Origin of the sequence: Streptomyces sp. NPDC085932 (assembly GCF_044540525.1) — a bacterium.
GTDB lineage: Bacteria > Actinomycetota > Actinomycetes > Streptomycetales > Streptomycetaceae > Streptomyces > Streptomyces levis.
On record NZ_JBITSJ010000007.1, the window covers coordinates 385,047 to 401,667 of the forward strand.

16 protein-coding genes are annotated in these 16,621 nt (G+C 72.4%); 9 read left to right on the forward strand and 7 right to left on the reverse strand.

Going from position 1 to position 16,621, the window contains the following annotated elements; translation table 11 throughout:
• Positions 1-18: 18 nt before the first annotated feature.
• Positions 19-456: a MarR family winged helix-turn-helix transcriptional regulator gene (locus tag ACIGAQ_RS31840; protein WP_094056918.1), complete on the reverse strand. Its 438-nt coding sequence runs from the start codon at positions 454-456 to the stop codon at positions 19-21.
• Between the two features lie 154 nt (positions 457-610).
• Here ACIGAQ_RS31840 and ACIGAQ_RS31845 point away from each other — a divergent pair, with 154 nt between their 5' ends.
• Positions 611-838, forward strand: coding sequence for a ribbon-helix-helix protein, CopG family (locus ACIGAQ_RS31845; RefSeq protein ID WP_311681416.1), 228 nt, complete (start codon positions 611-613; stop codon positions 836-838).
• Here the strand turns inward: ACIGAQ_RS31845 and ACIGAQ_RS31850 are convergent.
• Complete coding sequence (locus tag ACIGAQ_RS31850) at positions 808-2,253, reverse strand: NCS2 family permease (protein ID WP_311681415.1); 1,446 nt, start codon at positions 2,251-2,253, stop codon at positions 808-810. The two genes, ACIGAQ_RS31845 and ACIGAQ_RS31850, sit on opposite strands and share 31 nt — an antisense overlap.
• Before the next feature lie 118 nt (positions 2,254-2,371).
• Between ACIGAQ_RS31850 and ACIGAQ_RS31855 the strand changes: the two genes are divergently transcribed.
• The 3 genes from ACIGAQ_RS31855 to ACIGAQ_RS31865 all read left to right on the forward strand — a co-directional run bounded on the left by ACIGAQ_RS31855 (position 2,372) and on the right by ACIGAQ_RS31865 (position 6,140).
• Entirely contained in the window at positions 2,372-2,638 is a 267-nt protein-coding gene (locus ACIGAQ_RS31855) for a DUF2530 domain-containing protein (RefSeq protein ID WP_311681414.1), read from the forward strand.
• 131 nt (positions 2,639-2,769) lie between these two features.
• Positions 2,770-3,615, forward strand: coding sequence for a class I SAM-dependent methyltransferase (locus ACIGAQ_RS31860; RefSeq protein WP_311681413.1), 846 nt, complete (start codon positions 2,770-2,772; stop codon positions 3,613-3,615).
• A 131-nt stretch (positions 3,616-3,746) separates the two neighbouring features.
• A complete protein-coding gene (locus ACIGAQ_RS31865) occupies positions 3,747-6,140 on the forward strand; it encodes a cation-translocating P-type ATPase (protein ID WP_399789116.1) in 2,394 nt (797 codons plus the stop codon).
• Positions 6,141-6,146: 6 nt separating this feature from the next.
• Here ACIGAQ_RS31865 and ACIGAQ_RS31870 read toward each other — a convergent pair whose 3' ends face one another.
• The 3 genes from ACIGAQ_RS31870 to ACIGAQ_RS31880 all read right to left on the reverse strand — a co-directional run bounded on the left by ACIGAQ_RS31870 (position 6,147) and on the right by ACIGAQ_RS31880 (position 11,436).
• On the reverse strand, positions 6,147-7,055 hold the full coding sequence (locus ACIGAQ_RS31870; RefSeq protein ID WP_399789119.1) for a hypothetical protein: 909 nt from the start codon (positions 7,053-7,055) through the stop codon (positions 6,147-6,149).
• 172 nt (positions 7,056-7,227) lie between these two features.
• Positions 7,228-10,344, reverse strand: coding sequence for a sacsin N-terminal ATP-binding-like domain-containing protein (locus ACIGAQ_RS31875; RefSeq protein WP_399789122.1), 3,117 nt, complete (start codon positions 10,342-10,344; stop codon positions 7,228-7,230).
• A gap of 165 nt (positions 10,345-10,509) precedes the next feature.
• A complete protein-coding gene (locus ACIGAQ_RS31880) occupies positions 10,510-11,436 on the reverse strand; it encodes a DUF3027 domain-containing protein (protein WP_311681409.1) in 927 nt (308 codons plus the stop codon).
• A 251-nt stretch (positions 11,437-11,687) separates the two neighbouring features.
• Between ACIGAQ_RS31880 and ACIGAQ_RS31885 the strand changes: the two genes are divergently transcribed.
• The 4 genes from ACIGAQ_RS31885 to ACIGAQ_RS31900 all read left to right on the forward strand — a co-directional run bounded on the left by ACIGAQ_RS31885 (position 11,688) and on the right by ACIGAQ_RS31900 (position 15,200).
• The gene (locus tag ACIGAQ_RS31885; protein WP_311681408.1) at positions 11,688-13,121 is read left to right on the forward strand and encodes an MFS transporter; all 1,434 of its coding nucleotides are present in this window, start codon (positions 11,688-11,690) and stop codon (positions 13,119-13,121) included.
• Between the two features lie 72 nt (positions 13,122-13,193).
• A complete protein-coding gene (locus tag ACIGAQ_RS31890) occupies positions 13,194-13,667 on the forward strand; it encodes a DUF2771 domain-containing protein (protein ID WP_311681406.1) in 474 nt (157 codons plus the stop codon).
• Complete coding sequence (locus ACIGAQ_RS31895) at positions 13,637-14,362, forward strand: futalosine hydrolase (protein WP_399789427.1); 726 nt, start codon at positions 13,637-13,639, stop codon at positions 14,360-14,362. The genes ACIGAQ_RS31890 and ACIGAQ_RS31895 overlap by 31 nt, the downstream gene beginning before the upstream one ends.
• Complete coding sequence (locus ACIGAQ_RS31900) at positions 14,352-15,200, forward strand: 1,4-dihydroxy-6-naphthoate synthase (RefSeq protein ID WP_311681405.1); 849 nt, start codon at positions 14,352-14,354, stop codon at positions 15,198-15,200. Before ACIGAQ_RS31895 ends, ACIGAQ_RS31900 begins: the two co-directional genes overlap by 11 nt.
• 8 nt (positions 15,201-15,208) lie before the next feature.
• On the opposite strand, the gene ACIGAQ_RS31905 is transcribed toward ACIGAQ_RS31900, so the two are convergent.
• Entirely contained in the window at positions 15,209-15,592 is a 384-nt protein-coding gene (locus ACIGAQ_RS31905; protein ID WP_010035896.1) for a cold-shock protein, read from the reverse strand.
• 162 nt (positions 15,593-15,754) lie between these two features.
• Between ACIGAQ_RS31905 and ACIGAQ_RS31910 the strand changes: the two genes are divergently transcribed.
• Complete coding sequence (locus ACIGAQ_RS31910) at positions 15,755-16,003, forward strand: hypothetical protein (protein ID WP_311681404.1); 249 nt, start codon at positions 15,755-15,757, stop codon at positions 16,001-16,003.
• On the opposite strand, the gene ACIGAQ_RS31915 is transcribed toward ACIGAQ_RS31910, so the two are convergent.
• Positions 15,982-16,605, reverse strand: coding sequence for an HAD family hydrolase (locus ACIGAQ_RS31915; RefSeq protein WP_399789129.1), 624 nt, complete (start codon positions 16,603-16,605; stop codon positions 15,982-15,984). The genes ACIGAQ_RS31910 and ACIGAQ_RS31915 overlap by 22 nt on opposite strands.
• Between the last annotated feature and the right edge of the window lie 16 nt (positions 16,606-16,621).

Here is a 16,621-nt window from a genome sequence, read left to right on the forward strand (position 1 = left end):
CTCCTTGGTGCATACGGCTTACAGGTGCGCGAGCTTCTCCAGCACGGGGGCGGCGGCACGGAGCTTCGCCCACTCGTCCTCGTCGAGGTTCTCGGCCAGCGTGGCCAGGAACGCGTTCCGCTTGGCGCGGCTCTCCTCGAGCATCGCCTCGGCCTGCTCGGTGCGCGTGACGACCTTCTGGCGCCGGTCCTCGGGGTGCGGCTCCAGTCGCACCAGTCCCTTGGCCTCCAGCAGCGCCACGATGCGGGTCATCGACGGCGGCTGGACGTGCTCCTTGCGGGCGAGTTCGCCCGGGGTGGCCCTGCCGCACAGGGACAGGGTGCCGAGCACCGACATCTCGGTGGGGCTGAGCGACTCGTCGACCCGCTGGTGCTTGAGACGGCGGGACAGCCGCATCACGGCGGATCGGAGGGAGTTCACGGCGGCTGCGTCGTCGCCATGGCTGAGGTCCGGCATGTTCTTTAGCGTAACTCATTACTCTCGCTAAATACCACCGGGAACACGCGGAAGGCCCGTGACGCCCGCCACTGAACCGCGACATCACTCATATGGGTGATCCCGGAGGGGAACGTGACACACCGCACCGAACGCTGCCGCGACCCTCATGGTCATGGGGACCAGTGTGCTCAGCCTGCGAATAGACCACGACCTGCTCGAACGGCTCCGGCACCATGCCGCCAAACGAGGAATGAGCGTCCAGGACTACGTCGTCCGGACGCTCATTCGTGATGACTTCGACCAGCGGTTCCAGGCCGCCGTCGAGGAGACGGAGAGGTTCTACGGCTCGTCCGGCTCCGGGGACGAGGATCAGGTCAGACCCAGCGCCGGCATCAGGTAGTAGAAGGCGAACACCGCCGCCACCGCGTACATCGCCGACGGCACCTCCCGGCCCCGCCCGGCCGCCAGCCGCAGCACGACGAAGGTGATGAAGCCCATGCCGATGCCGTTCGTGATCGAGTAGGTGAACGGCATCATCAGCATCGTCACGAACGCCGGGATCGCGATCGTGTAGTCGGCCCAGTCGATCTCCTTCACCGAGCCGGCCAGGATCAGGAAGCCGACCGCGACCAGGGCGGGCGTGGCCGCCTGGGACGGGACCATCGTGGCGACCGGGGTCAGGAAGAGCGCGACGGCGAAGAGAGACCCGGTGACCACGTTCGCCAGACCCGTCCGGGCCCCCTCACCGACACCCGCCGTGGACTCCACGAACGCCGTGGTCGCCGAGGAGGAGCTGGCACCACCGGCGGCGACCGCGAGGCCGTCCACGAACAGCACCTTGTTGATGCCGGGCATCTGGCCCTCGCCGTCGGTCAGCTTCGCCTCGTCGGAGACGCCCATGATCGTGCCCATCGCGTCGAAGAAGCACGACAGCAGCACGGTGAAGACGAACAGCACCCCGGTCAGCACGCCGACCTTCTCGAAGCCGCCGAACAGGCTGACCTGCCCGACCAGCCCGAAGTCCGGACTGGCGACCGGGTTGCCCGGCCACTCGGGCGTGGTCAGGCCCCAGCTCGGCACCTCGGCGACCGCGTCGATGACCATCGCGACGACCGTCATGGCGACGATCGAGATCAGGATCGCGCCCGAGACCTTGCGCACGATGAGGGCCATGGTCAGCAGGACACCCAGCACGAAGACCAGCACGGGCCAGCCGTTGAGGTGCCCGTCGCCGCCGAGCTGGAGCGGGACGGTGGTCCGGGCGACGTCGGGGATCCGGGAGACGAAGCCGGCGTCGACCAGCCCGATCAGCATGATGAACAGGCCGATTCCGATGGAGATGGCCTTGCGCAGCCCGTAGGGCACGGCGTTCATCACGCGCTCGCGCAGCCCCGTGGCGACCAGCAGCATCACGACGAAACCGGCCAGCACCACCATGCCCATCGCGTCCGGCCAGGACATGCGCGGGGCGAGCTGCAGGGCGACGACCGAGTTCACGCCGAGACCGGCGGCCAGCGCGATCGGGACGTTGCCGATGACCCCCATGAGCAGCGTGGTGAGCGCCGCGGTCAGGGCCGTCGCGGTGACCAGCTGTCCGTTGTCCAGCTGATGGCCGTACATGTCCTTCGCGCTGCCCAGGATGATCGGGTTCAGCACGATGATGTAGGCCATCGCGAAGAAGGTGGCGAGACCGCCGCGGACCTCGCGGGACAGGGTGCTGCCCCGCTCGGAGACGCGGAAGAAGCGGTCGAGGGTCGTGGGCCCGGCTCCCGGCTGTTCAGGGGCGGGGACCTTGGCGGGAGCCGAGGAGGACATGTGTTTGGTGGTTCCTACGAAGAGAAGTGGTCAGACACAAACCGTTTCAGTATGAACATATAACGCCTCCCTCGGCCATCTCCGCGCGTAGACCTGTGGGCCTCGTAAGCTGTCCCCCATGGCGAAGTGGACCCCCCGACACGAGGCGCCGGAGCCCCTGGAGGGCCCCGTGGTCGCCACCATCACCGGCGGCACGATCCTGTGGTTCGTCCTCTTCCTCGTCCAGCTCCCCTTCTACGGCTGGTTCGACGACCGCGGGCACACCTGGTGGATCTGGACCTGCCTGGCCGGCGGCGGCCTCGGCCTCATCGGCATCTACTACGTCCGCAGGCGCGACGCGGCACTGAAGCGGGCAGCGGTCCAGGAGACGCCGGCGGCGCAGTAGGACCGGCGAGCACGCGTCCGCCGCCCCGGCAGGACACACCCCCGCCCCCTCCCTAGGCTCGGAAGGAAGCGGCGAGACGCGGTGCAGCCCCTCGCGCGCGCAAGGCCGCCCGACCGGTGAGGAGCGCAGCCATGACGACGCAGAACGACACGGCCGAGGCCGACCGCGCACTGAAGACCAAGCACCGGGCGATGTGGGCCCAGGGCGACTACCCCTCCCTCGCGGCCGAAGTCATCCCCGGCCTGGGAGCGACTCTGGTCGAGGCGTGCGGCGTGGGCCCCGGCCAGCGCGTGCTGGACGTCGGCGCCGGCTCCGGCAACGCCGCGATCCCGGCCGCCCTGGCCGGCGCGGACGTCGTCGCCTCCGACCTCACACCCGAGCTGTTCGAGGCCGGGCGACGGGCGGCCGAGCAGCGCGGGGCGCGGCTCACCTGGCAGGAGGGCGACGCCGAGGCCCTGCCCTTCGGCGACGGGGAGTTCGACACCGTGCTGTCCTGCGTGGGCGTCATGTTCGCCCCGCACCACCAGCGGGCCGCGGACGAACTCGTCCGGGTCTGCCGCCCGGGCGGCACCATCGGGCTGCTGAGCTGGACGCCCCAGGGGTTCATCGGACGGATGTTCGCCACCATGAAGCCGTACGCGCCCCCGCCCCCGCCGGGCGCCCAGCCGCCCCCGCTGTGGGGCGACGAGGACCATGTGCGCGCCCTCCTCGGCGACCGGGTCACGGACCTGCGGGCCGAGCGGCGGACCGTCCGGATCGAGCGCTTCGACACGCCCGAGACGTTCCGCGACTACTTCAAGGAGCGCTACGGCCCCACCATCGCCGTCTACAAGAACCTTGCCGACGCGCCCGAACGGGCCGCCGCCCTGGACCGCGACCTGGCGGACCTCGCCCGCGACGCCGGCCTGGGGACGGGCCCGGACGGGACGGCCCTGGAGTGGGAGTACCTGCTCTGCACCGCCCGCCGGGCCGGCTGACCCGCCGCCCGGCAGCGGCGACGGCGACGTACAACTGCCGTACGACCACGGCACGAAGTCCCTCCTTCCCAGGTCGGATCTTCGCCGCACTCAGCGGGTGAAGCGTCACATCCGCACGTACCGTCGAAGGCATGACGCATCTCGACGCGGGTGCCCGGCCCGACTCCGCAGGTCCGGCGACGGTCACCTCACGCGAGACCGGCCTGACCGGCGCTCAGGTCGCCGAACGGGTGGAGCGCGGTCAGGTCAACGACGTACCGGTGCGCAGCAGCCGGTCCACCGTCGACATCGTCCGGGCCAACGTCTTCACCCGCTTCAACGCGATCATCGGCGTGCTGTGGCTGATCATGCTGGTGGTCGCGCCGATCCAGGACAGCCTGTTCGGTTTCGTGATCCTCGCCAACACCGGCATCGGCATCGTCCAGGAGTGGCGGGCGAAGAAGACGCTGGACTCGCTCGCGCTGATCGGCGAGGTGCGGCCGACCGTGCGCCGGGACGGGGCGGCCGCCCAGGTCAGCACGTCCGAGATCGTCCTGGACGACCTGATCGAGATCGGGCCGGGCGACAAGGTCGTCGTCGACGGCCTCTGTGTCGAGGCCGACGGTCTCGAGATCGACGAGTCGCTGCTCACCGGCGAGGCCGACCCGGTGGTCAAGCACCCCGGCGACCCGGTGATGTCCGGCAGCTTCGTGGTCGCGGGCGGCGGCGCCTTCCAGGCCACGAAGGTCGGCCGGGAGGCCTACGCGGCGCAGCTCGCGGAGGAGGCCTCCCGGTTCACGCTCGTCCAGTCGGAGCTGCGCTCGGGCATCTCCACGATCCTCAAGTACGTCACCTGGATGATGGTCCCGACGGCGATCGGCCTGATCATCAGCCAGCTGCTGGTGAAGGAGAACGCCTTCGACGACTCCGTCGCCCGCACGGTCGGCGGCATCGTCCCGATGGTCCCCGAGGGCCTGGTGCTGCTGACCTCGGTCGCCTTCGCCATCGGCGTGATCCGGCTGGGCCGCAAGCAGTGCCTGGTCCAGGAGCTGCCCGCGATCGAGGGCCTGGCCCGGGTCGACACCGTCTGCCTGGACAAGACCGGCACCCTCACCGAGGGCGGCATGGACGTCACCGAGCTCAGGCCGCTGCAGGGCGCCGACGAGACGTACGTACGGAAGGTCCTCGGCGCGCTCGGCGAGTCCGACCCGCGGCCGAACGCCTCGCTGCAGGCGATCATCGACACCTACCCGGCCGTGGAGGACTGGCGCTGCACGCAGGCCCTGCCGTTCTCCTCGGCCCGCAAGTACAGCGGCGCCGCGCTCAGCGAGGGCGACGGGCAGAGCGGCACCTGGCTGCTGGGCGCGCCGGACGTGCTGCTGTCCGAGGACGATCCGGCGCTCGCCGAGACCGGGCGGCTGAACGAGCAGGGGCTGCGCGTGCTGCTGCTGGCCCGGGTCGAGCGGGACCTGGACGATCCCGAGGTGGCGCGGGGCGCGAAGCCCACCGCCCTGGTGGTGCTGGAGCAGCGGCTGCGGCCGGACGCCGCCGACACGCTGCGCTACTTCGCCGACCAGAACGTCCGGGCCAAGGTCATCTCCGGGGACAACGCGGTCTCGGTCGGCGCGGTCGCCGCCAAGCTCGGGCTGTCCGGGACCACCGTGGACGCCCGCCGGCTCCCCGCCGACCAGGACGGGATGGCGGACGCCCTGGACGACGGCACGGTGTTCGGGCGGGTCACCCCGCAGCAGAAGCGGACCATGGTGGGCGCGCTGCAGTCCCGCGGGCACACCGTCGCGATGACCGGTGACGGGGTGAACGACGTCCTCGCCCTGAAGGACGCCGACATCGGTGTCGCGATGGGTTCGGGCTCGGAGGCGACCCGGGCGGTCGCGCAGATCGTGCTGCTGAACAACAGCTTCGCGACGCTGCCGTCCGTGGTGGCGGAGGGCCGCCGGGTCATCGGCAACATCACGCGGGTGGCGACCCTGTTCCTCGTCAAGACGGTGTACTCGGTGCTGCTGGCCGTGCTGGTGGTCTGCTCACAGGTCGAGTACCCGTTCCTGCCGCGCCATCTGACCCTGCTGTCCACGCTGACCATCGGCGTCCCGGCGTTCTTCCTCGCGCTCGCGCCGAACAAGGAGCGCGCGAAGCCGAACTTCGTGCGGCGGGTCATGCGGTACGCGATCCCCGGCGGGGTGGTGGCGGCGGTGGCGACCTTCGCGACGTATCTGATCGCCCGGGAGCACTACACGGGCGCGGAGGCGCTGGACGCGGAGACCAGCGCGGCGACGCTCACGCTGTTCCTGATCTCCATGTGGGTGCTGGCGATCATCGCCCGGCCGTACACCTGGTGGCGGATCGCCCTGGTCGCCGCGATGGGCGGCGCGTTCCTGCTGGTGCTGGTGGTGCCGTGGCTGCAGGACTTCTTCGCCCTGAAGCTGGTGGGGATGACGATGCCGTGGACCGCGGTCGGCATCTCGGTGGTGGCGGCGGCCACCCTGGAACTCACCTGGAGGTGGGTGGACCGCCGCTTCCCGGCCTAGCCGGCCTTACTGCACGTCGACGAAGTCGCCCGTGGCGTTGACCGCCGGGGTCGTGGTCGTGCCCGCGAAGGACCAGCGGAAGTAGCCGTCGGTCGACGCCGTGGTCGTGGTCTTCAGCTCACCCGTGCTGTTCGACTTGATGGTCTTCAGCGTGGTGTAGGTGTTGCTGCCCTTCTTGCGGAACTGCAGCTTCACCGACTGGTTGGTGTAGCCGTGGTACTTGTTGTCGTCCCAGTTGGCGCGGGACAGCTTGCCGGTGACGGTGATGGTCTTGCCCTTCTTCACCGGCTCGGGCGAGGCGTTGACCGTCAGCTTGGAGTAGCGCTGGAGCTTGAAGGAGTTCGTCGGGTCCTGCACCTTCACGCCGACGTTGTCCAGGTTCGGGTTCTCCGGGTCCTCGCCGTTGAACGCGACCGCGAACGCCGCCGCCTTCCAGGAGCCGGCGTCCTCGTTCAGCAGCGCGAACGGGTCGATCTCGACGGTGGCCTTGCAGCCGGCGACGGTCGCGGAGGAGTCCGTGCAGGTCGCGTCGTTGCTGTCGAAGAAGAAGATGCTCTCCTCGAACGAGGCACCGCGGTACAGCTCGACACCCGCGAAGAAGTCCGCGGCGTGGATGTTCACTTCCTTGCCGTGGGTCAGCGTGAAGGACACCGGGACCTTGACCAGGTTGGTGGTGCCGACGGCGATGTTCTTGCCGTTGTTGACCTTGACCGAGGAGAAGGTCGCGTTCAGAACGCTCGGCTGGCCGTCCTCGGCGGCGGCGAAGGCCGACCGGCCGGAGTCGGCGTGGATGACATCGCTGGCGGCGGCGATGTCCGCGGGCACCTTCGGCTCGGCGGCCTGCGCGGCCGGCACGGCGAGGGCGGAAAGGGCCAGGGCGCCGGTGACGGCGGCCACGGTGGCTCGGATACGCATGCGTTCTCCAGGTGGAGAGGGACCCCGGTGCTCGTCGTCGGCTCTCGGGGCCCAAGTGATCGTGGAGTCTGTTGACTCACGTGATCAGATTCGCGAACGGAGCGCTTGGTTGTACGACAGGTGAAAAATGTGTGCGGTTTTTTTCACCGGCCGGGTGAACGCCGCCACCGGCTCAGTCGAACCACCGGTCCCGCGCCAGTTCCTGCGTGCGGGACGGGTCCTCCAGCAGCGCCGCCACCTCGAACCGCCGGGGCCACTGCCCCGCCGCCCAGGCCAGGCCCGCGGCGACGCCCTCCAGGGTCGCGGCGTGCAGGACGCCGTCGTCGGTGAGCCGCCAGTCGATCTCCACGCCGTCCACGACGAGTTCGTCGTGCTCCACATAGGAGGCCGGGGTCCGCGGGCCGAGCAGCACCCGCACCGGCTCGGGCACCTCGTGCTCGGCGCCGTCGGAGTCGACCCGCCCGGTGACCGACTCGCTCAGCCGCCGCACCTGGAACAGCTCGGCCAGCTCGGCGGCGCGGGACGGCCGTACCGGGAGCAGCGGGACGCCCTCGGTGAACGGCAGCAGGTCGGGCGAGTCGCACACCACGGCCCCGGCCGCGTCCACGACCTCCACCCGGCCGTCGACCACGGCCCGCAGCTCGTCCGGCAGGGTCACCTGCTCCGGGTCCAGCTCGGCCAGCGCGCCGTACAGGGCGTGCAGCTGAGCCTCCGTCACCTCCCGCTCGGGGTCGCCGAGCCGGTCGAGCAGCTCGGCGGCGCCGCCGGGCTCGTCCAGCAGCGCGGCAACCGAGGTGCGCACGCCGAGCGCCCGCAGCACCTGCTCGTCCTCGAATCCGGTGGCGTCGGCCTCGTCGTAGAGGCCGCGCAGCAGCGGGTCGCCGCCGGCGGCGCGCAGCCCGGCGGGGCGGCGGCCGGACAGCACCCGGTTCCCGCGCAGCCACCAGGCGGTGTAGGGGCGGACGACCTCGTGCGTGCCGTCGTGCAGCAGGATCCGCACGGGCTGCACGATCGCGTCCCGGAACGGCGGCCGGGACAGCAGCGCCAGCGCCTGCGCCCACTTGTCCTCGTCCACGAGGTCCAGGTCCCGCACGGCGACGATCTCGGTGGCGACCGGCGGCACGGGGCTGTCCGGGAAGCGGTCGAGGACGTCCTCGCACCACACGTCGACGGCGTCCAGCAGGCCCGCGTCGTCCGGCTCGGCGAAGTCGCCCTCGCGGGGCTCCAGTTCGTCCGGGTCGAGGACGACGTCGGTGGCGCGGACGAGCGCGAAGTCCACCAGGACACCGCAGGCGGCCAGGGGCTGCTCGCCCCACTTCGCGGCCAGCTCGGCGTCCACGGCGGCCAGTTCGTCCTCCCGCATGACCTGCGCGAAGGGGCCACCGGGGAAGACCAGTTCGCAGGCCGGGGCCGGTTCGCCGTCCTCGTCGGGCAGGGCGAGCGCGCCCAGCCAGGGCTCGTCGCCGGGCTCCAGGCCCGCGTCCCGCACCAGGGCGAGCACGGTGTCGGCCAGCTCCTCGGCGTCGAGGGCGTCCTCCTCCCAGTTCACCGCGCCCTCGTCGTCGAGCGACGCGGCGACGGCGGCCCGCACCTGCGGGGTGGTCAGGACGGCCCGCGGGGTCGCGGGCAGCGCGCCCAGCTTCTCCAGGATCGGGTGGGCGGCGTCCGGGTGGGCGACCTTCAGACCGAGCCGGGCCAGCACCTCCGGGTCGATCCGGGCGCCGTCCGCGCCGGGCAGCAGCACCTGCCGGGGCCCGATGGTCGTCCGCCCGTCGGCCAGCGGCACCGGCAGACCGGACAGCCGGTCCGGGTCGACCCCGGCCAGGCTGTCGTAGAGCCGCCGCCACCAGTCCGGGTCCTTCTCCAGGCCGGCCAGCCGGTCGATCGCGTCGGTCAGCGGAACCCGGGCGACCGCCAGGGTCCGCAGCTCCGGGCGGCGTTCCAGCCCGGCGGGCAGCAGGGTGGGCAGCACCTCGGCGAGGACCCGCACGGTGTCCGCGCCGGCGCCCTCGACGAGCTCGGCGTCCCGCGGCCGCAGGGATTCCGGCAGGTCGTCGCCGTCCCGGGGCGGGACCGCGGGCGGCAGGAAGGAGGTGCGGGGCAGCCGCTCCAGGACGGCCCGGCGCAGGGCGCCGTCCAGTTCGCCCTTGCCGAGCGGTCCGGGCACGAGGTCGACGATCCCGGCGGACACCGGGCGCCAGTCGCCGAGCAGTTCGGCGTAGGCGTCGGCCGCGCGCTGGACGAGGAAGTCGGTCAGCGGGCCGGGGGCGGCGTGCCGGCGGGTGGAGTCCAGCGGGAAGGAGGCGATGAGCAGGGCGGGCACGCCGAGCGGTTCGTCGCTGGGGGTCGGGGCGTGCACGACCGGGCTGGTGCGCGGCCGGACCGGGCTGCCGTCGCTGTCGACGGGGACGGCCCAGGTGACGGACCAGTGGGGCCGCTGCCGCTCCTCCACGGGCCGGTCGGCCAGCAGGTCGGGCGTGAGCGGGCCGTTCGCGGCGGCGGTGCGCCAGTGGGTGACGCCCTCGGCGGAGTCGTCGACGACGGTGAAGGGCCCGTCGGTGCGGCGCGTGAGGGTGCGGGGCTGCTCGTCGCCGATCTCGACGACGACTTCCTCCAGGCCGGGCAGGGCGAGCAGCAGGGCGTCGTCGACGGCCCGCAGCAGCCGCTCGGCCAGATCGGCGGCGGCCGCGTCCCGCAGCGGCAGGATGACGGCGGTGTCGTACGGGTCGGGGGCGGTGCCCTCGGCGGCGAACGGCAGCCTCAGCAGCGGCACGTGCCCGTCCCGCCGCCGGATCTCGTCGCCGAGGCCGGGGCTGTGCCGGGCGGTGTCGGCGGCGAGTTCGCGTGCCTCGGCGAGGGACCAGCGGACGCCGCCGTGCCGGCCGACGACGGCGGGCTCGTCGGTCACCGACAGCACGGCGGCGAAACCGACGCCGAACCGGCCGATCGAGGGCGTGTCCCGCTTGGCCGACGCGCGCAGCGTGGACAGCGACTCGACGCCGGCCGCGTCCAGCGGGGCGCCGGTGTTGGCGGCGACGAGCACCCCGTCGCGCAGGGTGAGCCGCAGCCGTCCCGGCGCTCCCGCCCGGGCCGCGGCGTCGGCGGCGTTCTGGGCGAGTTCGACGACGAGCCGGTCCCGGTAGCCGCCGAGGACCAGGTCCTCCTCGGCGTTGGCGTCCTCGCGGAACCGGGCGGGGCTGGTGGCCCAGGCGTCCAGGACTCCGCGCCGCAGACGTGCCGTACCGAACGGGTCGGCACCTTCGGCGGCCGGACGCACGAACTTGCTCACGTTGACTCTCCTCATCGGCGGCGGGGGCCGTGAGCTCGAAGGTACCGCGCCCCGCAGGGACCGCCGGACCAGGTGCGGGCGGCGCCCCGCCCGCGGAGCGGCTCGCGCCGGGCGCAGCCGCGGGCGCGGCGTCATGCGGCCTCGGCCGGGCCTCCGGACCAGCCGCTACGAGTGCCCGAGTTCCGCCGTCGCCTCGTCCTCCGTGACCGGCACGGAGCCCGAGTCCGAGGCCGGGCGCAGCGGGAACGGGTCCACCCGGGTCTCGTCGACGACCGGCGGGGCCGGCTGCGGCGGGCGCGGCATGACGGCCGCCTCGGAGTGGCCGCCGCAGCCGTAGGCCAGGGAGACCACACGGCCGTCGGCCGGGGAGAACTCGTTGGCGCAGACGCCGAAGGCCTGGCCCAGGGAGCCGCCGACGGGCACGAGGAAGCCGCAGCTGACACAGGCCGCGGGGGCGGACTGGGCCATGGGGGTCTTGGGGCCGAACGCCTCCTCCCAGCGGTCGGCCGCGGTGTGCAGGCCGTAGCGGGACAGGACGCGGGCGCGGCGCATGCCCAGTTCCTCGGCGACCGCCGCGATGGAGCCGCGGGACGGCGTGACCGGCAGGCGGGACGGGGGCCCCTCGGTGACGTCGGCGTCCTCGGCCTCCACCAGGTCGGCCATCTCGTGGGAGACCGGGGAGTTCGGCGCGGGCTCGTCCTCGCCCGAGTAGCCGGGCTCCAGGCGCAGGTCCTCGGCGTCCGTGGGCAGCAGGTCGCCCGGGCCCATGTCGCCGGGGCGCAGCCGCTCGCTCCAGGGCACCCACTCGGGCGCGAGCACCGCGTCCGGACCGGGCAGCAGCACCGCCTCGTCCACCGTGACGACCTTCGCGCGGGAGGCCCGGGCCACCGTCACGGCCCAGCGCCAGCCCCGGTAACCGAGCTCGCGGCAGGCGAAGAAGTGGGTGACGACGCGGTCGCCCTCGGAGACCGCGCCCACGTGCTCACCGACGATGCCCGGCGCGGCGGCCTCCTCGGCTGCGGCACGCGCGAGGTCGACGGCCTCGGCGCACAGACGGTCGGGGGTGCGGCTTCGCGTTGTCGCTGCGCTCACAGGTATCGCTTCTCTCCATACGCCGTCTCGAGTGCGCCACTCCCAGCGCCAAGGCGGGACGGAGCGGACCAGGGGACCGCGTCGACGTCCTTCATCCATTCTGCGGGATGGCTGAGATACGCACGCTACCCTTCCGCCCCACTTCGCGTACACCGACCGGTTCCATGAACGACAACCCGGACAGTCACCCCACAGGCCCTATACAAGCGGTAATGGCACTACCCACAGCGTTCTCGGGGCACTATGACGACGTGGCAGCCGCGAAGACGCCCCAGGGCGCCACCGGGACCGGTGGGTCGAAAGGGGTCAAGGGAAGCAGCCGACCGAGCGGACCGGGCCGCATGGGCGGCCCCCTCCGCGCGGTCGGCCGTGCCCTGCACTTCCCGGTGACCGGCACCGCCCGCGGCATCCGCAAGGCGACGCACGCGCACGGCGCGGGCGAGTCGGGCCTCGGCAAGCTGATCGAGCTGCACGGGGTGAACGGCGCCGGTGACGTCATGATCACCGTCGCCCTCGCCTCGACCGTCTTCTTCTCCGTCCCGACCGACGAGGCCCGCGGGCGCGTCGCGCTCTACCTCGCCATCACCATGGCGCCCTTCACGCTCCTCGCGCCGGTGATCGGCCCCCTCCTCGACCGCATCCCGCACGGCCGCCGGGCCGCGATGGCCGGGGCGATGCTGGCCCGGGCGCTGCTGGCGCTGGTCCTGTCCGGCGCGGTGGTCAGCGGCAGCCTGCAGCTCTACCCGGCCGCGCTCGGCGTGCTCGTCGCGTCGAAGGCGTACGGCGTGGTCAGAAGCGCCGTCGTGCCACGGCTGCTGCCCCCGCGCTTCTCCCTGGTGAAGGCCAACTCGCGGGTCACCCTGGGCGGCCTCCTGGCCACCGGCATCGCCGCGCCCATCGGCGCCGGCCTGCAGCAGATCGGCCCGCGCTGGCCGCTCTACGGCGCCTTCGTGATCTTCGTGGCGGGCACGGTCCTGTCGTTCACGCTGCCGCCGAAGGTCGACTCCGCCAAGGGCGAGGACCGGGCGCTGCTCGCGGCGGACGAGCAGCACCTGCACGGGCCGCACCGCAAGCCGGTCAAGCGCCCCGGGCTGCGCACGGTCGGCCCGGCCGTCACCCACGCCCTGGGCGCCAACGCCTCCATCCGCTGCCTCACCGGCTTCCTGATCTTCTTCCTCGCCTTCCTGCTGCGCGAGCACCCGATCTCCGGCCAGAGCGCCGCCGTGTCCCTGGGGATCGTGGGCGTCTCGGCGGGCGCGGGCAACGCGCTCGGCACGGCCGTCGGCGCGTGGCTGCGCTCCCGGGCGCCGGAGATCATCATCGTGACGGTCGTGGCGTGCGTGCTGGGCGCGGCGATCACGGCCGCGGTGTTCTTCAGCGCGGTCCTGGTCGCGGGTCTGGCCGCGATCGCCGGCTTCGCGCAGGCCCTGGCCAAGCTGTCCCTGGACGCGCTGATCCAGCGGGACGTGCCGGAACTGGTCCGCACCTCGGCCTTCGCCCGCTCCGAGACGCTGCTGCAGATGTCCTGGGTGCTGGGCGGGGCGGTCGGCATCGCCATGCCGCTCAACGGCACGCTCGGGCTGGCCGTGGGGGCGGCGATCGTCGGCACCGGATGGCTGACGACCGTGCGGGGGCTGGTCGGCTCGGCGCGGCGCGGAGGCTCGGGGCGGGCCCGGGTGGCGTAGCCGGGCGGTGGTGTCCGGGCACGCCGTACCCCGCGTGGGCGGTGCGAGCGGCGGGCCCGATAGCCTTCGGCCATGAACACGTTGCAATCCGCTGTGCGACGCCGCCGCGCCGTCGCCGTCGCCGGTGTCGTATCCGCCGGACTGCTCGTCCTGTCGGCCTGTGACAAGCCGACGCCGATGGCCACGGTCACCGTGGGCAGCGACTCGGTGAACACCGAGGCCACCTGTGGTGGTGAGGGCGACGCGCTGAAGCAGTCCGACCTCACGCAGTGCCTGAAGGACAAGGGCATCAAGAGCATTTCGGTCGACCCGGACGAGACCGTCCGCTTCGGTGTCGACCCGGAGATCGCCGACAAGGGCTGGACGATCCTGATGAACGGTCAGCCGCTGACCGACGCCAGCAAGAAGACGTACCGCACCATTCCGGGCAGCGTGTTCTTCAACGCCCAGTACGGCGCGCAGGGCAACTCCACGCTCGTCTCCATCAAGGAGGGCGACAAGGAGCCGTCGGGGCTCTGGAACTTCAAGCTGAAGAAGGACGCCTGATCGCTGCCGCAGGGCCTCGCCGGGTGCTGGTCGCCACCGCGGTTCCCGTGGAGAGGGACGCGGTGGTGGCGGGTCTTCCGGCTGCCCACGCCGGTGACGAGGCGCCGCTCGATGTGGTCGCCGTCGGCGTGGGGCCCGCGTCGGCCGCCGCCTCCACCGCCTCCGCCCTCACCGCCGCCGCCCTGCGGGGCCGGCCCTACGGCCTCGTCGTGTCCGCCGGGATCGGGGGCGGGTTCCGGCCGGACGCGCCCGTGGGGTCGCTGGTCGTCGCCGACGAGGTCGTCGCGGCCGATCTGGGGGCCGAGACCGAGGACGGGTTCCTGTCCGTCACCGAACTGGGGTTCGGCACCGTCCGGCACCGGCCGCCCGGGGAACTCGTGCGGCGGGTCGCCGACGCCACCGGGGCCCGGGCCGGTGCCGTGCTCACCGTGTCCACCGTGACCGGGACGGCCGCCCGGGCCGCCGCCCTCCGGGAACGGCACCCCACCGCGCTCGCCGAGGCCATGGAGGGCTTCGGGGTCGCCGAGGCCGCCGTGGCGCAGGGCGTGCCCGTGCTGGAGATCCGGGCGGTCTCCAATCCGGTCGGCCCCCGGGACCGGGACGCCTGGCGCATTCCCGACGCCCTGGCGGCCCTCACCGAGGCGTTCGGGAAGCTCGCGCCCGTACTGGAGAGTTGGAACCGGCATGACCGCTGAGCAGCTGCAGATCGCGTACTCCCCCTGCCCGAACGACACGTTCGTCTTCGACGCCCTGGCCCACGGCCGCGTCCCCGGCGCCCCCGCGCTGGACGTGACCTTCGCCGACATCGACCTCACCAACGGCATGGCCGAGCGCGGCGAGTACGACGTGCTGAAGGTGTCGTACGCCGTGCTGCCGTACGTGCTGGACGACTACGCCCTGCTGCCCTGCGGCGGCGCGCTCGGGCGGGGTTGCGGGCCGCTGGTGCTGACCCGGGAGGCGGACGCCGACCTCACCGGGCGGACCGTCGCCGTGCCGAGTGAGAAGTCCACCGCGTACCTGCTGTTCCGGCTGTGGGCCGCGGACACGCTGGAGGGCGGGGTCGGCGAGATCGTCGTCATGCCGTTCCACGAGATCATGCCGGCCGTGCGCGACGGGAAGGTCGACGCGGGGCTCGTGATCCACGAGGCGCGCTTCACCTACAAGAACTACGGGCTGCACAAGCTCGCCGACATGGGCGAGCACTGGGAGCACACCACCGGCCTGCCGATCCCGCTCGGCGCGATCATCGCCAAGCGGTCGCTGGGCGAGGAGAGGCTGCGGCTGCTCGCCGACTCCGTCCGGGCGTCCGTGCGGGCCGCCTGGGACGACCCCGAGGCGTCCCGGCCGTACGTCATGGAACACGCCCAGGAGATGGACCCGGCCGTGGCCGACCAGCACATCGGGCTGTACGTCAACGAGTTCACCGCCGACCTCGGCGAGGACGGCTACGCCGCCGTACGCGGCCTGCTGACGCGCGCGGCGGCCGAGGGGCTCGTCCCGCCCCTCGGCCCGGACGCGCTGCGGTTCCCCTGAAGACCGGGTCAGACGTCCAACTGGTCGGCGACCGCGCGCAGCAGGCCCGCGATCTTCTTGCCGGCGGTCTTCTCGGGGTAGCGGCCGCGCTCCAGCATCGGCGTGATGTTCTCCAGGAGCGTCGTCAGGTCCTGGACGATGGAGGCCAGCTCGTCGGGCTTCTTGCGTGTCGCCGCCGCCACGGACGGGGTCGGGTCCAGGATCGTCAGGGACAGCGCCTGGTCGCCGCGCTGTCCGGCCACGACCCCGAACTCCACGCGCTGTCCCGGCTTGAGCGTCTCGACTCCGGCGGGGAGGACCGAGGAATGGACGAAGACGTCACCGCCGTCGTCGCGGGAGAGAAAGCCGAAGCCCTTCTCGCTGTTGAACCACTTGACCTTGCCGGTAGGCACGTCTGTCCTCGTCCTCGTACTCGTCGGAAAACTGCTTCTGAAACGGCTCTTGATAGCACTCGGGCGGGTCGTACGACCCGCCGGTACCAAGGCTAATGCTCTTGCAGCCGGTGACAAGACGTCACCGGGTTGTTCCTTCGCGCTGGGAACTACCCTGGTCGGGTGCGTGACAAAACCCAAACGAATTCCGCCGCGCCCGGTGACCGGCTGGTCCGGGCCGGAGCCGTCGTCTTCTTCATCGGCGCCCTGGCCACACTGGTCACGGTCGCCCCGCTGTTCCTCGGAACGACGCCCTTTCCGACGTACATGTTCGGATTGAGCATGCTCATGGCGGTCGGATTCCTGATGGCCGGTGCGGGAGTACTGCGTTCCGTCTCGGCCGGCCGGCGTCAGGCACGCGCGGGGCGGTAGTCCGAAAGCCACCCGGGGAATTCGCTCAGGCCGGTGAGGACGACGTCCGCGCCCGCCGCGCGCAGTTCCTCCGGGGAGCAGGGGCCGGTCGCCACCGCGACGGAGAGCGCGCCGGCCGTGCGGGCCCCGCGCACGTCCCCGACGTGGTCGCCGACGTAGACGGCCGCGTCGTGCTCGCGCAGGGCCTCCGCCTTCTGCTCGGCCCACAGGTCGCCGATGACCGCGTCGGGCTCCAGCCCCAGGTGGGCGAGGTGCAGCTTGGCGTTGGGCTCGTACTTGGCGGTGACGACGATCGCGCGCCCGCCGGCCTCCCGTACCGCCGCCACGGCCTCCCGGGCGCCCGCCAGCGCCGGGGTCGCCTCGATGGCGATGGTCGGGTACATCGCCCGGTACAGGTCCGCCATGGCCTCCACCTCCTCGGCCGGGAACCAGTTGATCAGCTCCTCGGCCAGCGGCGGGCCGAGCCGGGTGACCGCCAGATCGGCGTCGATGTACGTCCCCGTCCGCTCGGACAGCGCCAGGTAGCAGGCGCGGATGCCGGGACGGGAGTCGATGAGGGTCATGTCGAGGTCGAAGCCGACGGTGAGTGCCATATGGGCCATTGTGCCCAGCCGGTGT